The organism is Tepidibacillus sp. HK-1 (assembly GCF_001748485.2).
Classification (GTDB): domain Bacteria; phylum Bacillota; class Bacilli; order Tepidibacillales; family Tepidibacillaceae; genus Tepidibacillus_B; species Tepidibacillus_B infernus.
The window spans coordinates 68354-91062 of sequence record NZ_BDGM02000003.1 but is presented as its reverse complement, the minus strand read 5'-3'; the positions used below and the strand labels follow the sequence as shown (position 1 = coordinate 91062).

22 protein-coding genes and 1 other annotated feature are annotated in these 22709 nt (G+C 36.6%); of the genes, 9 read left to right on the top strand and 13 right to left on the bottom strand.

The annotated features are described in order from the left end of the window. Positions 1–16: 16 nt before the first annotated feature. From leuC to BEN26_RS02185, 5 genes are all read left to right on the top strand, one after another. Entirely contained in the window at positions 17–1297 is a 1281-nt protein-coding gene (gene leuC / locus BEN26_RS02205) for a 3-isopropylmalate dehydratase large subunit (protein WP_069799294.1), read from the top strand. Beyond that, positions 1298–1795, top strand: coding sequence for a 3-isopropylmalate dehydratase small subunit (leuD, locus tag BEN26_RS02200; RefSeq protein WP_069799292.1), 498 nt, complete (start codon positions 1298–1300; stop codon positions 1793–1795). After that, on the top strand, positions 1788–2879 hold the full coding sequence (leuB, locus tag BEN26_RS02195) for a 3-isopropylmalate dehydrogenase (RefSeq protein ID WP_069799290.1): 1092 nt from the start codon (positions 1788–1790) through the stop codon (positions 2877–2879). Before leuD ends, leuB begins: the two co-directional genes overlap by 8 nt. A 171-nt stretch (positions 2880–3050) precedes the next feature. Next, positions 3051–3662: a YitT family protein gene (locus BEN26_RS02190; protein ID WP_068725267.1), complete on the top strand. Its 612-nt coding sequence runs from the start codon at positions 3051–3053 to the stop codon at positions 3660–3662. Positions 3663–3776: 114 nt separating this feature from the next. Then, positions 3777–4751 carry a tripartite tricarboxylate transporter substrate binding protein gene (locus tag BEN26_RS02185; RefSeq protein WP_082732451.1) on the top strand — a complete coding sequence of 325 codons (975 nt, stop codon included), beginning with the start codon at positions 3777–3779 and terminating at the stop codon, positions 4749–4751. Between the two features lie 123 nt (positions 4752–4874). Here the strand turns inward: BEN26_RS02185 and BEN26_RS02180 are convergent, their stop codons facing one another. The 10 genes from BEN26_RS02180 to BEN26_RS02135 all read right to left on the bottom strand — a co-directional run bounded on the left by BEN26_RS02180 (position 4875) and on the right by BEN26_RS02135 (position 16964). Then, positions 4875–6872 (bottom strand): tripartite tricarboxylate transporter permease, encoded by a 1998-nt coding sequence (locus BEN26_RS02180; RefSeq protein ID WP_069799286.1) that lies wholly within the window; start codon positions 6870–6872, stop codon positions 4875–4877. A gap of 81 nt (positions 6873–6953) precedes the next feature. Next, on the bottom strand, positions 6954–7226 hold the full coding sequence (locus BEN26_RS02175; RefSeq protein ID WP_069799284.1) for a hypothetical protein: 273 nt from the start codon (positions 7224–7226) through the stop codon (positions 6954–6956). Between the two features lie 92 nt (positions 7227–7318). Further along, positions 7319–8548: an MFS transporter gene (locus tag BEN26_RS02170; protein WP_255421842.1), complete on the bottom strand. Its 1230-nt coding sequence runs from the start codon at positions 8546–8548 to the stop codon at positions 7319–7321. 162 nt (positions 8549–8710) lie between these two features. Then, the gene (proS, locus tag BEN26_RS02165) at positions 8711–10153 is read right to left on the bottom strand and encodes a proline--tRNA ligase (protein WP_069799280.1); all 1443 of its coding nucleotides are present in this window, start codon (positions 10151–10153) and stop codon (positions 8711–8713) included. Positions 10154–10200: 47 nt separating this feature from the next. Beyond that, positions 10201–10411, bottom strand: a binding site (T-box leader). Between the two features lie 86 nt (positions 10412–10497). Next, positions 10498–11067, bottom strand: coding sequence for a hypothetical protein (locus tag BEN26_RS02160; protein ID WP_069799279.1), 570 nt, complete (start codon positions 11065–11067; stop codon positions 10498–10500). A gap of 253 nt (positions 11068–11320) precedes the next feature. After that, the gene (locus BEN26_RS02155; protein ID WP_069799277.1) at positions 11321–12871 is read right to left on the bottom strand and encodes an NAD(P)/FAD-dependent oxidoreductase; all 1551 of its coding nucleotides are present in this window, start codon (positions 12869–12871) and stop codon (positions 11321–11323) included. A gap of 297 nt (positions 12872–13168) precedes the next feature. Beyond that, positions 13169–13726 (bottom strand): flavodoxin family protein, encoded by a 558-nt coding sequence (locus BEN26_RS02150; protein WP_069799275.1) that lies wholly within the window; start codon positions 13724–13726, stop codon positions 13169–13171. A gap of 148 nt (positions 13727–13874) precedes the next feature. Then, positions 13875–14735 (bottom strand): 2-oxoacid:ferredoxin oxidoreductase subunit beta, encoded by an 861-nt coding sequence (locus BEN26_RS02145; protein WP_069799273.1) that lies wholly within the window; start codon positions 14733–14735, stop codon positions 13875–13877. A gap of 1 nt (position 14736) precedes the next feature. Next, positions 14737–16482, bottom strand: coding sequence for a 2-oxoacid:acceptor oxidoreductase subunit alpha (locus tag BEN26_RS02140; RefSeq protein ID WP_069799272.1), 1746 nt, complete (start codon positions 16480–16482; stop codon positions 14737–14739). A gap of 281 nt (positions 16483–16763) precedes the next feature. Next, positions 16764–16964, bottom strand: a complete 201-nt coding sequence (locus BEN26_RS02135; RefSeq protein ID WP_068725245.1) for a cold-shock protein — start codon at positions 16962–16964, stop codon at positions 16764–16766. 278 nt (positions 16965–17242) lie between these two features. On the opposite strand from BEN26_RS02135, the gene nfsA reads away from it, so the two are divergent. Next, positions 17243–17980, top strand: coding sequence for an oxygen-insensitive NADPH nitroreductase (nfsA, locus tag BEN26_RS02130; RefSeq protein WP_069799270.1), 738 nt, complete (start codon positions 17243–17245; stop codon positions 17978–17980). Positions 17981–17995: 15 nt separating this feature from the next. Beyond that, complete coding sequence (locus tag BEN26_RS02125) at positions 17996–18472, top strand: DUF456 domain-containing protein (RefSeq protein WP_084818804.1); 477 nt, start codon at positions 17996–17998, stop codon at positions 18470–18472. Positions 18473–18683: 211 nt separating this feature from the next. Here BEN26_RS02125 and BEN26_RS02120 read toward each other — a convergent pair whose 3' ends face one another. Together BEN26_RS02120 and BEN26_RS02115 are read right to left on the bottom strand one after the other, a co-directional pair. After that, a complete protein-coding gene (locus tag BEN26_RS02120) occupies positions 18684–18830 on the bottom strand; it encodes a hypothetical protein (RefSeq protein ID WP_161937312.1) in 147 nt (48 codons plus the stop codon). A gap of 79 nt (positions 18831–18909) precedes the next feature. After that, positions 18910–19446 (bottom strand): hypothetical protein, encoded by a 537-nt coding sequence (locus BEN26_RS02115; protein WP_069799265.1) that lies wholly within the window; start codon positions 19444–19446, stop codon positions 18910–18912. A gap of 166 nt (positions 19447–19612) precedes the next feature. On the opposite strand from BEN26_RS02115, the gene BEN26_RS02110 reads away from it, so the two are divergent. Both BEN26_RS02110 and acsA read left to right on the top strand, forming a co-directional pair. Continuing rightward, on the top strand, positions 19613–20230 hold the full coding sequence (locus BEN26_RS02110) for a peroxiredoxin family protein (RefSeq protein WP_069799263.1): 618 nt from the start codon (positions 19613–19615) through the stop codon (positions 20228–20230). A 156-nt stretch (positions 20231–20386) separates the two neighbouring features. Beyond that, positions 20387–22069: an acetate--CoA ligase gene (gene acsA, locus BEN26_RS02105; protein ID WP_069799261.1), complete on the top strand. Its 1683-nt coding sequence runs from the start codon at positions 20387–20389 to the stop codon at positions 22067–22069. Positions 22070–22150: 81 nt separating this feature from the next. Here the strand turns inward: acsA and BEN26_RS02100 are convergent, their stop codons facing one another. Beyond that, a complete protein-coding gene (locus BEN26_RS02100) occupies positions 22151–22609 on the bottom strand; it encodes a ferritin family protein (RefSeq protein WP_069799259.1) in 459 nt (152 codons plus the stop codon). Positions 22610–22709: the final 100 nt, after the last annotated feature.

Below are 22709 nucleotides of genomic sequence, written 5' to 3'. Positions count from 1 at the left end.
GATAGGAGAGATAAAGATGGGGATGACATTAGCAGAAAAGTTATTGGCAAATGGAGCTGGCTTGAAAGAAGTAGAACCAGGGCAACTCATCAAAGTAAAAACAGATGTTGTATTAGGAAATGATGTCACAGCACCTGTAGCTATTCAGGAATTTAATAAATTAGGTGTAAACGAAGTCTTTGATAAGGAGAAAGTGGTGCTTGTACCCGATCATTTTGTTCCAGCCAAAGATATAAAATCAGCAGAATTATCTAAGCAAATGCGCGATTTTGCTTATGATAAACAAATTAAGAACTATTTCGAGATTGGTGAAATGGGGATTGAACATGTTATTTTACCTGAAAAAGGCCTCGTCCTTCCTGGGGACATTGTAATTGGGGCTGACTCCCATACCTGTACATACGGGGCATTAGGTGCTTTTGCCACTGGTGTAGGAAGTACAGATATGGCTGCAGCTATGGCCACAGGGGAAACATGGTTCAAAGTTCCTGAAACGATCAAATTCCATTACCATGGAAAACTTAATCCATTTGTTGGAGGAAAGGATTTAATTTTACACACCATAGGGAAAATAGGCGTAGATGGTGCTAGATATCAAGCAATGGAATTTGTAGGGGAGACCATTCGAAAGCTTTCGATGGATAATCGCTTTACCATGTCTAATATGGCGATTGAAGCAGGGGCAAAAGTAGGATTGATTGAACCTGACGAGGTGACTCTTCATTATGTAAGAGATCGAGCTAAACGACCATTCAAATTGTTCTATAGTGATGTCGATGCGAAATATGTTGAAGAGTACGATTTCGATGTATCTAAAATCGAACCAACGATTGCCTTCCCGCATTTACCAGAAAATACTCATCCGATTAGTGAAGTAGGGGAAATCTGGGTGGATCAAGTGGTGATTGGTTCTTGTACAAATGGTAGATTAGAAGATTTACGTGCTGCTGCACAGGTACTAAAAGGGCAGAAGGTGAACCCAAATGTACGTTTAATCGTCTTCCCTGGAAGCCAAAATATTTACCTTCAAGCGATGAAAGAAGGATTAATTGAAATCTTTATTACTGCTGGTGCTGCTGTTAGCACCCCAACCTGTGGACCCTGTTTAGGTGGTCACATGGGAATTCTAGCAAAAGGGGAGCGAGCGATCTCTACAACAAATCGGAACTTTGTCGGAAGGATGGGACATCCTGAATCTGAGGTATATTTAGCAAGTCCTTATGTGGCAGCAGCTTCGGCAGTGAAAGGAAGAATTGCTAGTCCAGAAGAAGTTATAAAACCAGGGGAGGTGGCCTAAATGCGATTGGAAGGAAACGTGTGGAAATTCGGAGATGATGTAGATACTGATGTCATTATCCCTGCTAGATATTTAAATTCAACTTCACCTGAAGAGCTAGCTCTTCATTGTATGGAGGATGCAGATGCCACCTTTTCGCAAAAAGTAAAACAAGGGGATATTCTTGTGGCTGGCAAAAACTTTGGTTGCGGTAGTTCTAGAGAACATGCTCCGATTTCAATTAAAGCTGCAGGAATTTCCTGTGTGGTTGCAGAATCCTTTGCACGAATCTTTTATCGCAATGCGATCAATATAGGCTTACCGATATTAGAGTCACCTGAAGCAGCCAAAGAAGCAGAAGAAGGGGATCAGTTTGTAATTGAGGTTGAGACAGGACTGATTCAAAATGTAACAAAGGGAAAAAGCTATTCTTCTACACCTTTTCCTGAATTTATGCAAGAATTAATCAATGCTGGTGGATTGATTTCCTACGTGAAAAGGAGGATTATGAATGCCTAAAATCGCAGTATTGCCTGGAGATGGAATCGGACCAGAGATTATGGTAGAAGCGCTAAAAGTATTAAAAACAATCGAAGAGCAAAGTGGAGTTCAGTTTGAATTAGAGGAATATTTGGTAGGTGGGATTGCGATTGATCAGACTGGGAATCCATTACCACCAGAGACATTAGAAGCTTGTTTGAAAAGTGATGCTGTATTATTAGGTGCGGTTGGTGGACCAAAGTGGGATAATCTTCCTGGGGAATTAAGACCAGAGAAGGCTCTCTTAGGAATTCGTAAAGAATTGCAACTCTATAGCAATTTACGACCTGTGAAAACACATGAATCATTAATTGATGCGTCTACCTTAAAACCCGAAGTGATTCAAGATGTGGACTTACTTGTGATTCGTGAACTCACTGGAGGAATTTATTTTGGTGAGAAAACACAAGAAATGACTGAGAGAGGAATACGAGTTACCGATTCTCTTACTTATACAGAGGAAGAGATAGAGAGAATTGTTCGCCTTGGCTTTGAAACTGCAATGAAGCGTCGAAAAGTATTAACCTCTGTTGATAAAGCAAATGTTCTCGAATCTTCTCGCGTTTGGAGAAAAGTAGTTGAGAAGGTTGCAGCAGACTATCCAGAGGTAGAGTTAAATCATATGTTAGTCGACAACTGTGCGATGCAGCTTGTTCGTTATCCAAAACAATTTGATGTGATCGTGACAGAGAATATGTTTGGGGATATTTTGAGTGATGAAGCAGCCATGTTAACAGGTTCAATTGGAATGTTACCATCCGCAAGTATTGGTACAGAAAAAGTGGCCATGTATGAGCCGATTCATGGTTCTGCACCTGACATTGCCGGCCAAGGACTAGCGAATCCATTAGCTACCATTTTATCGGTTGCCATGATGCTTAAATACTCGTTCAATATGGATCAAGAAGCAGAACAGATTGAGAAAGCAGTACAGCAAGTGCTTGATGCAGGTTATCGTACAAAAGACTTAGCTACAAATAAAATAGAATCCACTAAACTTACAGGAACAAAAGAAATGGGGGATTTAGTAGTTCAAGTGCTAAAAGGGGAGTTTATCTCTTAATTTCTGAGTTTATTGAGTCCATTGTAAAAATAATTATAGAATCTTTTTACCCTAACTTCTTAGGGTATTTTTTTTTAAACGCTAAAGGTTATGGTAGTCCCCTTGTCTACATAGAATGGATATTGAACCAAAGGACTTTCTTTACCATTAAAAGAAAATGAGGAAAAAGCTATGAAAACTTATACTATAATAACGATTGGGGCGATCATCCAAGGAATCGCGATGGATGTTTTTCTATTTCCAAATAACATTCCATCCGGAGGGGCAGGGGGGTTAGCAGTTCTACTCAATTATTTGTTTCAAGTTCCTGTAGGATTTGCTTTATGGTTTGTTAATTTTTCAATGCTCCTTGCAGGGATAAAATGGTTAGGGAGTTCTAGTGCGATTGGTACCATATACAGCATTTCAGTAGCATCTTTAACCATTCATCTATTTGATGCACCATGGTTAAGGGAATATACCAATGTTTGGGGTGATCTTTTCATTGGATCCATCATCTTAGGGTTTGGTGTAGGGATTTTGTTAAGACAAGGAGTTTCTAATGGTGGTGTAGGTGTTCTTGCTTTAATTATCGCAAAATATAGGAACACAACGCCAGGAAAACCGCTTTTTTGGATCAATGGATCGATCTTTCTTCTTACCGCATCCATTATTGCTTGGCAAATCATTATTCAGGCGATTCTTTCCCAATGGATTGTAGGGAAAATCGTTGATTTTATTTATCATTTCACCCTTCATCCTAATGTTGTAGTGATTCAATCTATAAATATTCGTAAGAAATAACACCAAAAAATGGGCGGATACATATCATAGGATGTAATAAGTTTGTATATTCCTAAAGCCACTGCTTTTGGAATATACAAACCATTTGACACATTAAAGAAGAGGTGTTGATATGTGAAGTTCAAACTGTTTATGATTTCTATTGTTTTGATACTGGTCCTTACAATCGTTAGTGGATGCTCTAATTCAAATGGTACCGTAGATAATTTTCCAAATAAGCCGATTCAATTGATTGTTTCTTTCACACCTGGTGCTGCAACAGATACTCAAGCGAGAATCATTTCCAAATATGCAAGTAAATATTTAGGGCAAGAATTAGTGATCGTAAATAAACCGGGAGGTGGAGGATCTGTCGGTTGGAATTCCTTCTCAACCGTTTCACCAGATGGATATACCTTAACAGCCTATAATTTACCCCATATCATTACTCAACCTCTTGTTGGTCAAACGGCTTTTTCAGTAGATGATTTTGAGCCAATTATTAACTGGGGCCAAGATCCAACGGTTTTTGTCGTAACGCCAGATAGTCCAATCAAGGATCTTAAAGATCTGATCGAAAAAGCACAAAAATCTCCAGGGGTTCTTACAGTAGGAACGGCGGGAAAATTTGTAGGGCAACATATGGGAATGTTATTATTAGAAAAATCTGCATCCATTGATTTAAAAGATATTCCCTATAAAGGTGCTTCGGAATCGATTGCAGCGTTACTAGGAAAACAAACGGATTTAGTATCTGGCAACTTATCGGATATGTATCGTCTAGGGGATCAAGTACGAATTTTAGCGATTGCAACAAAAGAACGGCATCCATTAGTTTCTAATGTTCCTACTTTTACTGAATTAGGTTATCCAGAAGTGATCATAAGTACAGACAGAGGGATTGCTGCACGAAAAGGTACACCAGAAGAGATCATTAAAAAACTAGAAGAAGGATTTTTGCAAATCATGAAAGACCCTAATTTCTTAGAGGATATGAAAAAGGCCGGCGCTGATTTATTGATTTTAAACCATGAAGAAGTGAAGAAAGAATTTGAAATGAGAAAAGGCCTTTATGAAAAATTAATCAAAAGCGTTAATATCAATGAGTAGTAAGAAATAAAAAGAGGAAAGATCAATCATTACTTTCCTCTTTTTTTTTTTCAATACTCGTGGGTTCCCACAAAAATAATCGAAATATGTTCGAAGGAAGTCATTGCTTTTGTGGGTTTTCACTTACCTTAAAAAGAAGTTTAATAAGTTTAGTGCCAAGCCACTAGGGAGAGGTACTTTGATCAAACCTGAAAAAACCAGATACATGATTAGAGTAAAGGAAGTAGAGATAAACATAATCTGATAGAGATTGGCAATTCTTTTTCTTTGTAAATATACATAAAATGGAACAGAAATCATTAAAATTAAGACTTGAGTATAGAAACCTAAAATATCCGTTAATAAGCTAATGACAGAAATAAACGTTAAAAAATAGATGGTATTTAATGGGGTTCGCTCATGATCGGTTATCCTTTTGATATGAGAGTTTAAGATCAATTTCACAATCTGAATCATATTAAAAAGAAGCAGTAAAGATAGTGTAATCAGTGGGAAGAGCTTCATTTCAAAAGCTAATGACCTAACATTGTAAATAGCAACTAATGTGAGTACGCTAAAAATTAACCATGAAATTCCTTGCCAGGTAAGAAGTGAATGCAGTGAAAAGGAAATGTCTCTTTTTTCCTTTATACGATCTTTTTTCTTAAAAGATTGCCATAAGGAATAGGATATGGTTAAGATGGTGAGGGAAATGAGTATCCAATTATAAATTCCTGTGGTGAAATAGTGAAAAATAGATCCATCGGATTCCCCTAAGGCTATGCCTTGTAGAAGTCCCTCTTCTGCAATAGGCCCCAAGATAAATCCTAAAGCAACTGGAGCAGGGGAAAAATCGAATTTTTGAAAGAGATACATGAAGATCCCAATGATCACCATAGAATAAATATCGAAGGTGTTATTTTGCGTTGTGTAGGCGCCAATGATGGAGAAAGAGATAATCACCGGGGCCATAAAATAATTGGGGACGTTCACTAACTTGCTCAAGTAACGAATTGCAATCAACCCAATCAACAAGAGAAGAATTTGAATCACTAACATGCCATAAAGGAATAGATTAGCAACCTCTGCATGTTGGACGAATAAATCCCGACCAGGCCAAATTCCATGGATCATTAATCCACCTAAAAAAATGGCTGATGTGGGTGATCCGGGAATCCCTAATGTCAATAAGGGGATCAGTGCACCGCCAACTTCAGCGTTATTGGCACTTTCCGATGCGATAATACCTTCTTTATTTCCTTTGCCAAAGGCTTCTTTATTTTTCGAGAATCGCTTTAGTTCATTATAAGCCATAATGCTAGCAACATTTCCACCTGCACCTGGAGCAACGCCAACAATCAGCCCTACAATGCTTCCTAGTGACAATGCTTTAAGGTTTTTAAAGACATCGGCAAAAGAAGAAAGAAGCGAAGTTTTTTTTGAACTAGAATATCGATAAATTTGGCTTCCTTGTTGATGATTTCTCAAGTTTTCAATTAAGCGCAATGCTTGAGGAAAGGCGAAGAGTCCAATCAAAACGGAAACGACATTTAACCCTCCTACAAAAGAACTCATTCCAAACGTAAAACGAGGCATTCCAGTCATTGAATGAATCCCAATCATAGAAATGAGAATCCCAACCGCACCGCCGATCATATTTTTAATACTTGAACCATCAGAAATCACTGCAATGATGGTAATTCCAAAAATGGCGATCCAAAAATTTTCAGTGGCTCCAAAACGTAAGGAAAAATCAGAGAAAACAGGTGCGAAATACAATAAAAGGAGCATTCCCAGTATTCCACCTATTGTCGAGGAAATTGTAGAAAGCTCTAGTGCTTTTTTCGCTTCACCTTTTTGTGCCATTGGGTATCCTTCAAAGGTTGTGGCAACAGAAGCAGGAGCACCGGGAATATTAAACAAGATGGCAGGAATAGAACCACCATACACGGCACCACTGTATATGCCACCTAATAAAAGCAGCCCATATTCAGCAGGCAAAGAGAATGTAAAGGGAATCGCCATCGCCACACCCATTGTTGGAGTAAGCCCTGGTAGAGCACCAATAATGATGCCAAGCAAAACACCGATTGCCATGACAAAAAGATTTACTGGTTCAAAAAGTTGTAGAAAAATATCCATTGTTACACCCCCATATACTGTTCAGGGATAGGATATTCACCTAGAAAAGCAGGAGTGTGCCTATTTTTTGGGAAGTGTTTTTTAATTTTCTTCCAATTGGATTTTTTTTCCTCCAACTGATAAGTAAGCATAAATATCAGCCTCTGACTTTACCTTTTTTAGCCCTCCTAAGTAAGGCTTAATCAGATCCTTAAAATCTCCTTCAACCCCACCTTCTTCAAGGTTTCCATGAACGTAAATTTTGTTTTGGTTGAAAATGATGGTTACAAATCCCACCGCTTTTTGGTTTTGGTCTACGATATTTAAAATTTGGGTATCTTGTGCAATCAATTCTGGGGAGAAATAGATTTGCAAAATATTTTCCTCCTTTTTCTATTGCAAGTTTATTGGGAGTTTGTATATTCCATAAGCAGCGACTTTTGGTAGTGTATTTCTTACCTTATTTTTTATTCAAAATGAATTTTTAATTTTTGAAACAAGCTTTCAATCTCTTCTGATGAAGGGGATTGTGGTTTTACATGAATCATGGCCAAAGATAAAATAGCAACGATGAATGTTAAACCTGCTGTACTTAAAAACATCCCTGTTCTTGACCATTCCATCAACCAACCAAAAACTGGAGGGCCAAAAGCAACTCCTAAGAAGCGAACTGATCCATATAAAGAGGTAACGAACCCTCTTCTTGTTTTTTCCACAGAACCTGTAATAAAGCTATTTAAACAGGGGAGAACCATTCCGGTACCAACGCTGCTGATCACTAATACAGCAATAAAAGGGATGAGTTTTGTGAAAAAGATAAGCGTAGCAAAAGAAATCGTCATTAAAATTAATCCGATAATAATTAAAGACTTCATCAGATAAAATTTTTTCTTAATTTTGCTACCTGTGATATATGCTGTCGTCATCATAAATAATAAGGGGATAGCAAGAATGAGACCTTTAATAACCCCATCAATATGATATTTTTTTTCCAAAGTGTCCGATAAATAAAAAAGGATTCCAAACAATGTGAAAAGACCTGTAGCACCTGCTAGGTAGGTAACAAATAGCCATCTTCCTTCATGTTTAAAGACAGAAAATAATCCTTTTACATACTGTCCTAAAGGAGGAGGAGGTTGTTTTTTGGGATTTTCTCTAATGAAAATCCAGGTTAATAGAATAGAAACAGAGCAAAATGCCGGGAAAGCCCAAAAAACGGCATACCAGGAAATTAAAGCTAATAAGGAACCGACAATAGGGGATAGAACCTTTCCAAATCCATTGGAAGCTTCTACAAGGCCAAGTACTTTGCTCTGTGCCCCACCTTTAAACAAATCACCTGTTAATGCCATAGCAATTGGAGCCGTTCCAGCTGCACCAATGCCTTGTAAAGCGCGTCCCATTACTATCCAAAAAAATGGCTTAGTAAACCAAGCTGCCGCAGCTCCAGCTAAAAATCCACCCAATCCATAAAGAAATAAAGCCGGTAAGATAATTGCTTTTCTAGAAAGTCGGTCAGATAGATAACCTAAGATGGGTATTGTAATCGCTGCCGCTATAGAAAAAACGGTAATTGTCAAGCTGACTTGAAATTGGGATAAGTCCAATTCTGATTTCATTTTCGGTAATATGGGAATTAACATAGAATTGCCTAATGTCATAATAAGAGGAATGGACCCAATGGCTAAAACGGTCATTCCAGTTGGTTTTTGGGAGGACAAGTTTAAAACACATCCTTCATTCTTAGTTGAAGCACGATACTATTTTTTCAAAGATACTAGAAAAATATTCTTTAAAATAGATGAAAATCCTATATAAAAACAAGAACCTGACAATTCGTTTGTCAGGTTCTTTTCATGTTAATAAGCACGGGCAAACATAACAGTAGTGGTACTTTCTTTTCCACAGCACACACATTTTCCGCTACCTTCTCTTTGTTTAAATGGGATATTACGAGCCGTTGCTCCGGTTTCTTCTTTTATTTTATCTAAACAAGCGATATCCTCACACCACCAGCTTTGCATAAAGCCTTTTTCTTTTAGCAATTGTTCTTTCATTTCCTCAATGCTATTTACTTCAAAAGTATGAGTTTCCATAAATGCTTTTGCTTTATTAAACATATCTTCTTGAATTTGATCTAACTTAATTTTAATCGTTTCAACAATATTAGCAAGAGGAAGAAACTCTTTTTCACCAGTGTCCCTTCTTGCTAAAACAAATTGTCCTTTCTCAATATCTTTAGGGCCTAGTTCGATTCGGATTGGTACGCCACGCATTTCATACTCATTGAATTTCCATCCAGGTGTATATTCTTCACGGTCGTCTACTTTTACGCGTACACCTTGTTGTTTTAATTGTTGGGCTATTTCTTGAGCTTTTATTTTTACTCCCTCTTTATCACCACGAAGGATTGGTACGATAACCACTTGAATAGGTGCGACACGAGGAGGTAAAGCAAGACCACGGTCATCACTATGGGTCATAATCAGGCCACCGATCATTCGAGTCGAAGATCCCCATGAGGTTTGGTAAACATATTGTAACGTATTGTTTTGGTCGGAAAATTGAATCTCAAATACTTTAGAGAAATTTTGGCCTAAATTATGTGAAGTACCAGCTTGTAATGCTTTACCGTCACTCATTAAAGCCTCGATACTATAAGTATGATCAGCACCAGCAAACTTTTCATTTTCAGTTTTCTTACCAACGATAACAGGCATAGCAAGGACTTCTTCAACAAAAGATCGATATACTTCTAACATTGTTAACGCTTCTTCTTCTGCTTCTTCATTTGTAGAATGAGCAGTATGACCTTCTTGCCATAAGAATTCAGATGTACGTAAAAATGGTTTCGTACTTTTCTCCCAGCGCATCACGTTAGCCCATTGGTTTAATTTCATAGGTAGATCACGATAAGATTGAATCCATTGGCTCATCATCGAGCAGATAATGGTTTCAGAGGTTGGACGAACCACAAGGCGTTCCTCTAAAGGCTCATTTCCGCCTTGAGTAACCCATGCAACCTCCGGCGCAAAACCTTCAACGTGACTCATTTCTTTTTGTAAATAGGATTCAGGGATTAAGAGTGGGAAATAGGCATTATCATGTCCAGTTTCTTTAATTCTAGAGTCAAGTTCCTTTTGCATATTTTCCCAAATGGCATAACCATATGGCTTAATCACCATTGTTCCTTTGACAGGACCGTAATCCATTAAATCTGCCTTTTTCACAATATCTAAATACCAGCGGGAATAATCTTCTTCTTTACTCTGGATTTCTTTAACAAACTTTTTGTCTTCCATTTCTAACGCTCCTTTTTTAATGGTAAAAAATAAGGAGCCATTTCATCCTAAAGGACGAAAGACTCCGTGGTACCACCTTTATTAACACATAGAAAAAATCATATGTGTTCACTCAACCCTTGTAACGTAAGGGGAACGATCAGTTCCTCACAGATTTCTCGGGAATGGGTTCTGTTTGTAGATTGGAAGAACTTGCAGCCAAGGTTCTTCTCTCTATAGCAATCGAAACAAACATACTAGTTCCTTCATCGAATTGCATTTATTAGGTTAATTGTTATTTTATTATAACGATTGAAAATAAAAAGTCAAGTATACAAGAAAATATAGTTTTTAGTTTATTTAGGTTATTTTGCAGTAAGTAATGAAACAAAGTCTTTAAATTTATAAATTTGTTTATCATGTTCAATTAGTTTAGCTTCAAGGTATTTAAGATCTTCTTTTGTAGTCATATTTTCCATGATATGATTAACGTTTGCGGATAGCTCTAAAATAGCAAGTTTTAGTGCATCAAAGTCTTCTTTTGTCGCCATTTTCTCAAGATCTTTCTTTGTAGCCATAGATTGTCTGATGGACTCAAGTTCGTCTTTAGTGGCCATGGATTGTCTGATGGACTCAAGTTCGTCTTTAGTGGCCATAGATTGTCTGATGGACTCAAGTTCGTCTTTAGTGGCCATAGATTGTCTGATGGACTCAAGTTCGTCTTTAGTGGCCATGGATTGTCTGATGGACTCAAGTTCGTCTTTGGTAGCCATAGATTGACGGATTGCATTTAGTTCGTCTTTCGTAGTTAGTCTGAAAGATTCAAATTCAACCTTAGTAGCTTGTTTGAAAGATTCAAGTTCTTCTTTAGTGGCCATGGATTGCTTAACTTCTTTTAATTCGTTAAGGATTTGAAATAAAATTTCTTCGTTCATTCGTAAACACCCCATCTTAAGATTATTACGAACATGTATTTTTCAAAAATGTAACTGAATAAGCTTGTACAACTCTTAACAAAAATCGATCAAAAAATTAGCTATATAACTATATTGTACCCTAGAAGATGATAAAATGGAAGTAAAACCGATTGGGAATATATGTTCGCATGCCAAAATTATACAGCTTAACGGGTGTTCTGTCAACAGGGAAAATCCACTTCAAAAGAGAAGTGGACTTAACGAACGATGCTTATTTTTGTTTTAATATATCCCTTGCCACAACGACACCACAAGCGCTTGCTTGGGCAAGGCCTCTTGTAACACCTGCTCCGTCGCCACCCACATACAAGCCTTTAATTTCTGTTTCAAATGTATTCTTTAGCTTTGGTCGAGCTGAATAAAATTTTGCTTCAACTCCATATAAAAGTGTATGCTCACTAGCAAAACCAGGGGAAACTTTATCTAGTGCTTCAATCATTTCAATGAGACTCGTTACCGTGCGATGAGGAAGAACCAGTGCTAAATCACCTGGAATGGCTGTTTTTAAGGTTGGTTCAACAAATCCTTTTTTCATTCGTTTTTCTGTTGAGCGTCTGCCTTTCTTAAGATCGCCGAAACGCTGAACAATCACATTCCCATTACTTAACATATTGGCCAAACGAGAAATATATTTGGCATATTGAATCGGTTCGTTGAATGGCTCTGTAAAATGATGGGAAACAAGCAAGGCTAAATTAGTATTAAATTGCTTTTCGTAATCTTCTTTAAAAGCATGGCCATTTACAGTCATCACACCACTATGATTTTCAATTACTACACGACCGGAAGGGTTTGAACAAAAGGTTCGGACAGTATTATTAAAAGTAGGGGTGTTATAAATGAGTTTTGCTTCATACAGATGTTCATTGATATCTGTCATCACCGTATTAGGCACTTCCACTCGAACACCAATGTCTACTTGGTTATTGGTTAGAGTAAGACCTTGTCCTTTCAAAAGATTGGCTAACCATTCACTTCCATCTCTGCCAGGAGCAATAAAGACGTGATCGGAAAAAAGAATTTCATCGTTTTCTAAAACTATACCTTTCATCTGTTGATTTTCAACGATGATTTCTTTTACTTTTGTACGATGTCGAATCTCTAATCGATCTTTTAAATATTCATAGATTCGAGTTAAGATCTTTAAATTTTCTTCGGTCCCCAAGTGGCGGACTTTTGCTTTTAATAGTTTCATACCCACTGATGTGGCCCTTTGTTCAATTTCATGAATTTTTTTTAAAGAATAAAGTTCTTTTTTCTTTGCTTTTAATTGTTTTTTTTGTTCTAACGTTGTATCTTCGTCGATTAATATTTCTAATTCATCAATTTCATGTTCCAATGCTTTTATCGTTTCCGAAACTTGCAAACTACCATGTGTTTCTTCCGTAGCACCAAAAGAAAGATTGATTTGATCCACATATTCAATCAGATCTAGTAACTCAGCGGAAGGAATATAATCTCCCATCCAGCCACCAAAATCCGTGGTGATGTTAAACTTTCCATCGGAAAATGCACCTGAGCCACCCCATCCTCCTGTAAGGGCACAGGTTGGGTAACAGCTTTGATATTCAAATCTTTTAGTTGTCGGGCATTCAGTTAAAATCCCTTTATGAATAGGACATGAACGATGATAGATATCTTGTCCTTTGTCTATGAGAATCACTTTTAATTCTGGATTTAACTTGGTTAATTCATAGCTTGCAAAAATTCCAGCTGGTCCAGCACCAACAAGGATTACATCATAATAATTTTGTGTGTTCATCTTTATCACCCTCATTCCTGAATTTCCATTCATAATGATAACATAGAATAGCTAAAATACAAACAATATTTTTTAATATTTATTTAATGTTCGTATTTTAATTGATGTGTACATTGTTTCTATATCATATTTTCATTAATTTGGACAAATTGTCGAACTAAGGGGGATAAAGTTCTAAGTGAAAAACTAAAACATCAATCCTACAAGTTCATCGGATTCAAGGTTCTCTATGACATTATTAAAAAATATTAAAATAGAGTGCTCTATTCCCAATTGAATGAGCACTCTTTCATGTTCCTACTCCAAATCCTTCTTTATTTTTTTTCCTAATTGTTTTGCGGCTAATATTGAGTCCTCATCTTCCAAAACCTCTTTTGGCTTGACTCCTTTTCCGATCACGTAACCAGCAAACTCCATTTGTAAAAATTGTGAAATTAATTGAAATTGTTGAACAAGAGGTAACCCAGTTAGAGGGGAAGCTGGTCCACCAACGATCAACACATACATTTTCTTTCCTTTCATGATTTCTTTAAAATCATATTCCTTACTACGTAAACTTCCAGTCCACCGATCAATAAAGTTTTTTAAATGTCCAGACATTCCATACCAATATAATGGGGTAACAAAGAGTACAGCCTGATGATTTAGCATTTTTTGAGCAATCTCTTCATAATCATCTTCTACAGGTTGAAAGCCTTCTTCTGAATGTCTTTTATCTACGATTGGTTTAATATGATAATTCATTAGATAAATCTCATGGTAATCTTCTTTATTTAATTCTTGTAATAATACTTTGGTCAAGGATTCTGAATTTCCATTTTTTCGTGAGCTCCCATAAAGGGTAAGAAGTTTCATTTTGGTTAGCCTCCCTAAATCCTATTTTAAATAATAATGTATGCTAGAAAAAAGGAAATATGAATAACATAAAAATAAAGGGCTAGGATTTTTTCTAGCCCTTAAACGAAAAAGAAAGTAATAACACTCTTCTAATTATATATATTTTTTACGCAAATTGTTTTTCAATTTCTTCTAATATGGAAACGTCAAGACTTAGATCTTGTTTTGTTATTGCGATTTCTGGGAAATCTGGTGTTAATTCTTGGAATGTTGGACGATCTTCTTTAAAGAGGATTCCTGTTACTAAGCCGTTTGTTTCACGAACTTTTTGAATGGCTTGCACACGGTCAGTTGGATCATAGTTTTCAAATGAAGAAACATCCACCAAGTTTTCTTTGTAATAATCATAAGTGTTCACTTTATTAAAGGTTACACATGGACTATATACGTTAACTAATGCAAAGCCTTTATGTTGTAAAGCTGCCTTCATGATTTCATTTAGGCCTTTAATATCCCCAGAGAAGCCTTGAGCCAAGAAGGTAACACCATTCACTAATGCTGTTTCTAATGGATGAACAGGGCTTTCAACACTTCCCTTTGGAGAAGATTTTGTTTTAAAGCCTTGGGCAGAAGTTGGACTTGTTTGACCTTTTGTTAAACCATAAATATTGTTATCCATGACGATATATGTCATGTTCACATTACGGCGTACAGCATGAACGAAATGGCCAACACCAATTCCGTAACCATCACCATCTCCACCTGCTGCGATCACTTTTACATCTTTATTTCCAATGGCAGCACCTTGAGCAATGGGTAAGGAACGACCGTGTAGGGTATGGAATCCGTATGCACGGGTATATTCTGAAATTTTACCAGAGCAACCAATACCACTAATGATTGCAATATCATGTGGTTCCATGCCTAAGTCGACAGCAGCTTTTTGAACGCCTGCCATCACACTGAAATGGCCGCAACCAGGACACCATGTTGGTTGATCTCCACGAAAATCTTTCATAGTAGCCATATTATATTACCTCCTTAGCCATTATTGCATTGATTTGGTCAACAACTTCTTTTAATGTAAATGGATTACCATCGTATTTTACAATGCTTCCTAATTCTTTACCTGTATTACATTCCATTTGAATTAGACGTTTTAGCTGTCCAGTATAGTTATTTTCAATCACAACCACTTTCTTTGCAGCTAAAATATAGTCTGTTAAAGATGTATCAAATGGTGTAAGGCGTTTGATATGGGTGTGGGTTACTTTTAACCCTTGTTTTTCTAAAGATTTTTTTGCTTCTTGAAGAACACCAAATGTTGAGCCAAACCCAATGATCAATAGATCTGAATCTTTTGTGCCATCTACACTAAACCCTTGATCAGTAAGAGTTGCGAGTTTACCTAAACGTTTTTTCATCATGTTGACACGGTTTGTTGTATCCTCATCAATATGGCCGGTTTGGTTATGTTCATTGGAGTTTGCTGTATGAACACCACCTTTTTGACCAGGAATAGATCGGTTTGAAATCCCATCTTCTGTTACTTCATAACGCAAGAAATAACGATCTTCATTTTGAGCGACTTCTTCATCTGAAAGCAACTTACCACGGTTGATTTGAATTTTGGAGAAATCTAACTTATTCACTGTTTGATTAAATAGGGATAAATATAAGTCCATCGCTAAGATGACAGGGCATTGATACTCTTCCGCATAGTTAAAGGCTTGTGCTGTCATATAAAAAGCTTCTTCAACAGTAGAAGGCGCTAATACAATACGAGGAATCTCTCCATGTCCTGCATTGATCATCGTATTTAAGTCAGCTTGTTCATATTTGGTTGGTAGACCAGTTCCAGGACCCCCGCGTTGAGTATTCATAATCACTAGTGGGGTTTCGGAGATACCTGCTAAACCTAGTGCCTCTGTTTTTAGGGAAAAACCTGGTCCAGAAGTAGAGGTCATTGCTCGTACACCAGAATATGCAGCACCAATCGCCATGGTAATTCCTGCAATTTCATCCTCTGCTTGTACAACAGTCCCACCCACTCGTGGTAATTCTTTCTTTAACCATTCCATTACTTCAGAAGCTGGAGTAATAGGATAAGCAGATAGGAAACGACATCCACCTGCTAAAGCACCAAATCCAACTGCAGCATTACCGATCATTAAGCTACGACTTATTTGTTGCTCAGGTTTTTCTAATTGAATCACAGATAATTTGCCAGCTTTAATGAATTCTTTTGCTTTTTTGTGGCCTGCACGAACCGCGTTTTTGTTCATGCTGATGATCTCTTCACCTTTTTTACTAAATTTGTCTTCAATTAATGAATCAAAAAGATCCTCGTCTAAACCAAACAATGCGGCGGATGCACCAAGTGAAACCATGTTACGAACGATTTTCCCGCCAATTTCTTCAGCCATTTGTGTAAGCGGTAATATAAAGGTGGTAATATGGTTATTTTTCTCGACAGTTTCTTCTTTTCCATCACGAAGAATAATTGACCCTTCACTCATCACTTCGAGGTTATTGTCGATTGTTTCTTGGTCAAGTGCCAATAATACATCAGTATAATCACCATGATAATAAGCTGGTTCAGTGGTAACACGAATCTGATAGTGGGTATAACCACCTTTAATACGAGAAGCAAAATGCTTATTGGATGAAATAAAATAACCTTTTCGTGCCAATGCTAAGGCAAAGATTTCACCAGTACTGTCAATACCTTCACCTTGTTGGCCGCCAACTTTCCAAACAACTTCATTTCGCATAATAATACTCCTTCCCATTTCAAATATAACAGTTTTAACAATTCCTGAATAAACAGGTGTTAAAATAATTTAAAACTATAGTATATTAGCAAAACAAGCCTATAAAACAGTTGTGGAAAATATAATACTACAGTTTATTTATTACTATTATAACGTTAAAAATAGTAAAAATAAATATAAAAAATACTTTTGTCTGTGTATTTTTAACGATAAAAAAAAGCCCCTAGTTTACTAGGGACTAAGTTCGTTTAGAAACGAATATATGAACGAGAAGATCTCGCTTATAATTTTTCTACATTAGCAGCTTGTGGACCGCGTGCACCTTCAACGATTTCAAATCTAACTCTTTGGCCTTCATTTAATGTTTTGAATCCTTCGCCTTGGATTGCGGAGAAGTGTACGAATACATCGTTTCCACCTTCAACTTGAATAAATCCATAGCCTTTCTCAGAATTAAACCATTTAACTGTTCCTTCTTGCATAAAAAATACCTCCTAAATTCGCGTTACAACGCTTACCTTTTGCCATTATTCAATATGGATGATAAGAAATAAAAAAACGAATTTACACAAAAGATGTAAGACGAATAATACGTAATACATCAAATTGTAAATCCGTTCATTATTCAAATCTTACGAACACATATGTAATAATGGTGGGACTATAATAACATGAATTTTTTAAATTGTCAATCGTAATTGAATTTTACTATTTAAATAGTTAAAATGAGGTAAGATTATTAACAGTAAGGAGCGGTACAATGAATCAAGTGATCGAAATCATGAAAAACCATCGAAGTATTCGTAACTATTCGGATCAAGAAGTAGAACAGAAAAAAGTTGAAGCGATTCTTTCTGCTGCACAGCTGGCTTCTACCTCCAACTTTATCCAAGCTTATAGTGTGGTTCAAGTCACAGATCAAGAAAAAAGGAAGCAATTGGCTCACTTTAGTGGGGATCAAACCTATGTTGAACAGGCTCCAGTATTTCTCGTATTTTGTGCAGATCTTTTTCGCTTACAACTAGTTGTAAAAAAGGAAAAGATTGAGCCAGATTTCTCAACATTGGAGAGCCTTTTGCTAACGACGATCGATACAGCTTTGTTTGCCCAAAATGTGATGCTTGCAGCTGAATCCTTTGGTCTTGGTGGTGTTTACATTGGTGCAATTCGTAATCAACCTCAGGAAGTGAGTGCAATTCTTGAGCTTCCTGAACTGGTGGTTCCGTTATTTGGTATGTGCCTTGGCTATCCTAAAGAACCCGTACCAGAACAAAAGGAACGTTTACCCCTATCTGTGATTCTTCATCAAAATAGCTACAATAAAAATCAGCTGAATGTGATTAAACAGTATGATCAAAAAATAGAAGAATACTATGTAAAAAGAACAGATGGAAAAAGAAATGATAATTGGTCGAAGATGATGGCAAGATTATTTTCGAAACCTTTAAGAAATCATTTACGTAGATTTATACAAGGTAAAGGGTTTAACATGGAATAAGGGGGAATCGTTTTGATGTTAATTTGGTGGATATTAATTATCCTGTCTTTTCTAATTAGTTTTATTGGGATTGTTATGCCAGTGATCCCGGGCGTTCCGTTTATTTGGTTAGGTTTTGCCATCTACCATTTCGCTATTTCCCCTTTGGTAGGTTGGCAATTTTGGCTCACGATGCTTCTATTCTCTGCTTTAATTTTTATTGTGGACTTTGTAGCAAGTGGCTCTTGGGTCAAGAAACGTGGGGGTTCGAGACAAGGGGCCTGGGCAGCAGTTTTAGGAATGATTATCGGCCCTTTGTTGATTGGACCTTTAGGGGTGATCATTGGTCCATTTGTTCTAGTGATCACAGTTGAAATGATGAGAGGGGTTCAATTTAAAAAAGCAATTCAAATCGGTACCGCTTCTTTAATCGGTTTATTAGGCGGAAGCATTGCAAAGGTTATTTTACAAATGGTGATGATTGTCCTTTTCATCTTTCGTGTGATCGACTAAGTGCGATTAAATATATGTTGAATTCACTAAGTCTAGTCATTGTTGGTTTATTCTTATTTCCTATTGTATTTCTTTTTTCTTAAAAAGGAATCGCAAAAGACAAAGAAAGGAATTCCAAAAAAAGGAATTCCTTTCTTTAAATTTTAACGGAACCCCACAAAAGTAATCAAAATACGCTTCGAAGGAGGTCGTCACTTTTTTGGGTGTTTTTTTAATCTTTTGTTAGTGATTCCATTTCATTTACATAAGCTTCTTCATCGTCACTTGTTGCTGTATGCCAGTGTTGTTGTTCTGAGGTTACTTTAGAGGTAACGCTAGGACCCATTTGTTGTTGCTGCTTTTTATCCTTCTTAGTCATGTTAGATCCTCCCTATTACAATTAGAATTATCTGACTCAAAAAGTCATTATTCTTAGTATGTTCTAGATTTCAAGGAATTCACTTGGTATATATTGGTTCCTGTTTAAACGGCTTTGGTTCGGAGATGATGGTTATTACAAATGTATGTTGAAATAGATCGATCAACAAACGAAAGATCGATGGCTTTAAATAGCCTTGAAAATAAAGATGAAAGGTGCTTGAAAATTCTTTTGTGCATTCATCTATGGCTAAATTTAAAATTTCTTGAAAGTTATTTTTTTGCTCTTGGAAAATATAATGAGCTAATTTCTCTCTTTCTTCTTTTGTATACTGTGTATAAAAATCATTGTTTGCAAAACCTTCTTTAATCGTATCAAGTGCAATTGAACAGGAAAAACCAGCGATTTTTCGAATAAATGAATGAAAATCTTCTTCGTATTTAAATAGCTCTTCCTTGGTTACTTGGAGGGGAGGAAGACGATTAAATACATCTTCAACTTCAATAATAGTTGTCAAAACAAATGGAAACAAAAAATCATGATGCTTGTGATATCGCAATAGATATTTTTTTTCATGTAACATCGCATTTGCTAATGATTGATATGATAACCCCATTGTTTTCACTTCCTTAATTATAATCATACTAGACAAGGAATAAAGTGTCACCAAAAGATGAAAAATAATTAAACATGCTTTTAATTAAAAAGGAATATCATGAAAAGCAACTGAATAGTTAATCATGAGATATTAAATGGTCAGATCAGCAAATGGAGGTACGAAAATGAAAGTTCAGAAGTTATGGTTAATCGTGGGATTACTATTAGGGGTAAGTTTGTTACTTACTGTGACTCTTAATCCACCCACTTTTACAAGCCAAAAAGAAAGTACAACATCGAACGAACTTGCGGGTTCTGAAAAAATGGATACACCGGTAATCCACCTAGACGAAGAATCTCCAGAACAAACGGTTGGAATCAATCGGTGGAATAAAGCACCTGATTTTACATTGACTGATGAACAAGGACGAGAAATCTCCTTGTCGCAATTTGCTGGGAAAAAAGTATTGTTAAATTTTTGGGCTTCTTGGTGCCCGCCTTGTAAAAAGGAAATGCCTGATCTGATCCGTATTTATGAAAAAAATAAAGATCAAAATGTAGTTGTTTTGGGGGTTAACGTAACGACTGAAGAAAAGAGCATTGATAATGCAATACTATATATGAAAGAAGCCGGAATTTCCTTTCCCGTTGTCTATGACGTAGAGGGTGAAGTTACAGAACTTTATCGAATTCAAGGGTATCCAACCAGTTATTTTATTGACACAAATGGTGTAATTCAACAAAAAGTGCTAGGTGCAATCGTTTATGATGATGTAGAGACGATTTTAAGGGATATGAATTAACAAGTAATGGGATAAGCTGGGCAGGAAAAGCCCAGTTTTTTTATGTCTACTATTATTTAATGAATTTTTAGAATTTTTAGAAAAAACTATTGAAAGTCTGTTATATAACAATTATAATGACTTTATAACAATAACGTATCAAAGGAGGACATCGATATGAAAAATGCGAATATAGGTAATTATGAAGAAACATATCATCGTTTTCAGTGGACAGATGCAGAAAAACACTTTACTTGGGCAAAAACAGACAAAGTGAATATTGTGTATGAAGCGATTGATCGCCATGTGGAGGAAGGAAAAGGAGATCATCCTGCTATCTTATATTGGGATGGGCAAAGGGAAGAAACGTATACTTTTGCAGATTTAAAACAACTTTCATCTCAATTTGCAAATGGATTAAAAAATTATGGCATACAACAAGGAGATCGTGTATTTCTTTTCATGCCACGCAGTCCTGAATTGATGATTTCTTTACTTGGAATTATTCGAATTGGGGCGATTGCTGGTCCCTTATTTGAAGCATTCATGGAGGAGGCGGTCAAAGATCGATTATTAGATAGTGGTGCTGTAGCAATTGTGACGACACACCAGCTTCTTTCTAGGATACCAATTCATGAATTACATGAACTTAAATATGTGATTTTAGTCGGTAGTGAAGAGGTAGAATCACCAAATCAAGTATTATATCAAGATCTAATGAATCATTCTCAGGAATATACGATTGAATGGGTTAGCCGAGAAACACCAATGCTGATTCATTATACTTCTGGGTCAACGGGAAAACCAAAAGGGGTTTTGCAGGTACATGATGCGATGTTACACCAATATATGGCAGGAAAATGGGTATATGATTTAAAAGAGACTGATATCTATTGGTGTACTGCAGATCCCGGCTGGGTAACGGGAACATCTGCAGGAATATTTTCTCCATGGTTAAATGGTGTTCCAATTGTTGTCCGAGGTGGGAGATTTAGTGTAGATGATTGGTATAAAACGATTGAAAAATATCAGGTTACGGTTTGGTTTAGTGCACCTACGGCATTTCGGATGTTAATGCGGGAAGGAAATGAGATTCCAAGAAGGTATGATCTTTCTACATTAAGGCATATTTTATCAGCAGGGGAGCCCTTAAATGCCGAAGTGATTCGTTGGGGTGAAGAAGTGTTTCAGCAACCAATCTATGATAATTGGTGGATGACAGAAACAGGAGCATCGATTTGTGCCAATTACAAGACAATCCCTATTCGACCAGGATCAATGGGAAAACCAATACCTGGCATACGTTTAGCAATTGTGGATGACAAAGGAAAAGAATTACCACCCTATGAAATGGGGAATTTAGCGATAAAAAAACCATGGCCTGCGATGTTAAGAACGATCTGGAACAATCCAGAAAGATATCAAGAGTATTTTATTAACGATTGGTTCATCTCAGGTGATAAAGCTTATCGAGATAAGGATGGCTATTTTTGGTTTCAAGGAAGAAAGGACGATGTGATCAACACCTCAGGTGAACGAGTAGGCCCATTTGAAGTAGAAAGTAAGCTGATCGAGCACTGGGCTGTTGCTGAAGCAGGAGTCATCGGGATTCCTGATGAGCTTAGAGGGGAAGTAGTTAAAGCATTTATTACTGTTAAAAATGGAGTCGTTCCCACAGAAAAACTAAAAGAAGAAATTCGTCAATTTGTAAAAGAAAATCTGGCTGCACATGCCGCACCAAGACAAATTGAGTTTATTGATACACTCCCCAAAACAAGGTCAGGAAAAATTATGCGCCGAGTATTAAAAGCATGGGAATTAGGATTACCACCAGGCGATTTATCTACAATGGAAGTTTAACTAAAACAATCCCTTGAAATCACGTAATGTGATAATCAAGGGATTCCATATGTTTAAGGGTATGTCATTTTTAATGTAGTATTATTTTATCTCACCATGTACCCAACTGAACAAAGTTGCATGCTCTATTTCATCATGTTGAATGGAATAAAGGAGATCGCGAATGGTTTGGCAAAACACGGAAAGATACATTTCCTTGTAGAATTTAGCAGCTTCCACTTCATCAACAAAAGCCTTTTGAAGTCCATCATAAAAGTGTTGGAATTCTACCTTTTCTATCTGAATTTCTGGTTTTTGGCCAGTTAAGCGAATATATAATTGTGTTAATTGTTTATTGTGTATTTTTTCATCATCTAATGCCGTTTTGACACTGTATTTCGCTATTTCGGTTGGTGCCATGGTTAATAGTTGTTTATAAAATTGAATAGCCGCTCTCTCATCAGCAATCGCCTTTTTAAGATTTTTTAAAAACTGTGGAAAATCTTTAAAACGCAAGGACATCCAATCCATTTGTGGATATGGATACATTATTCTTTCCATCGGTTACATCCTCCTAGGCATTTCATTTTCCATATAGTCTATGGCCTAGCAAAAGAATTGGTTATTAAAACTAAAAAAATGGGCTTGTATCTATATATTT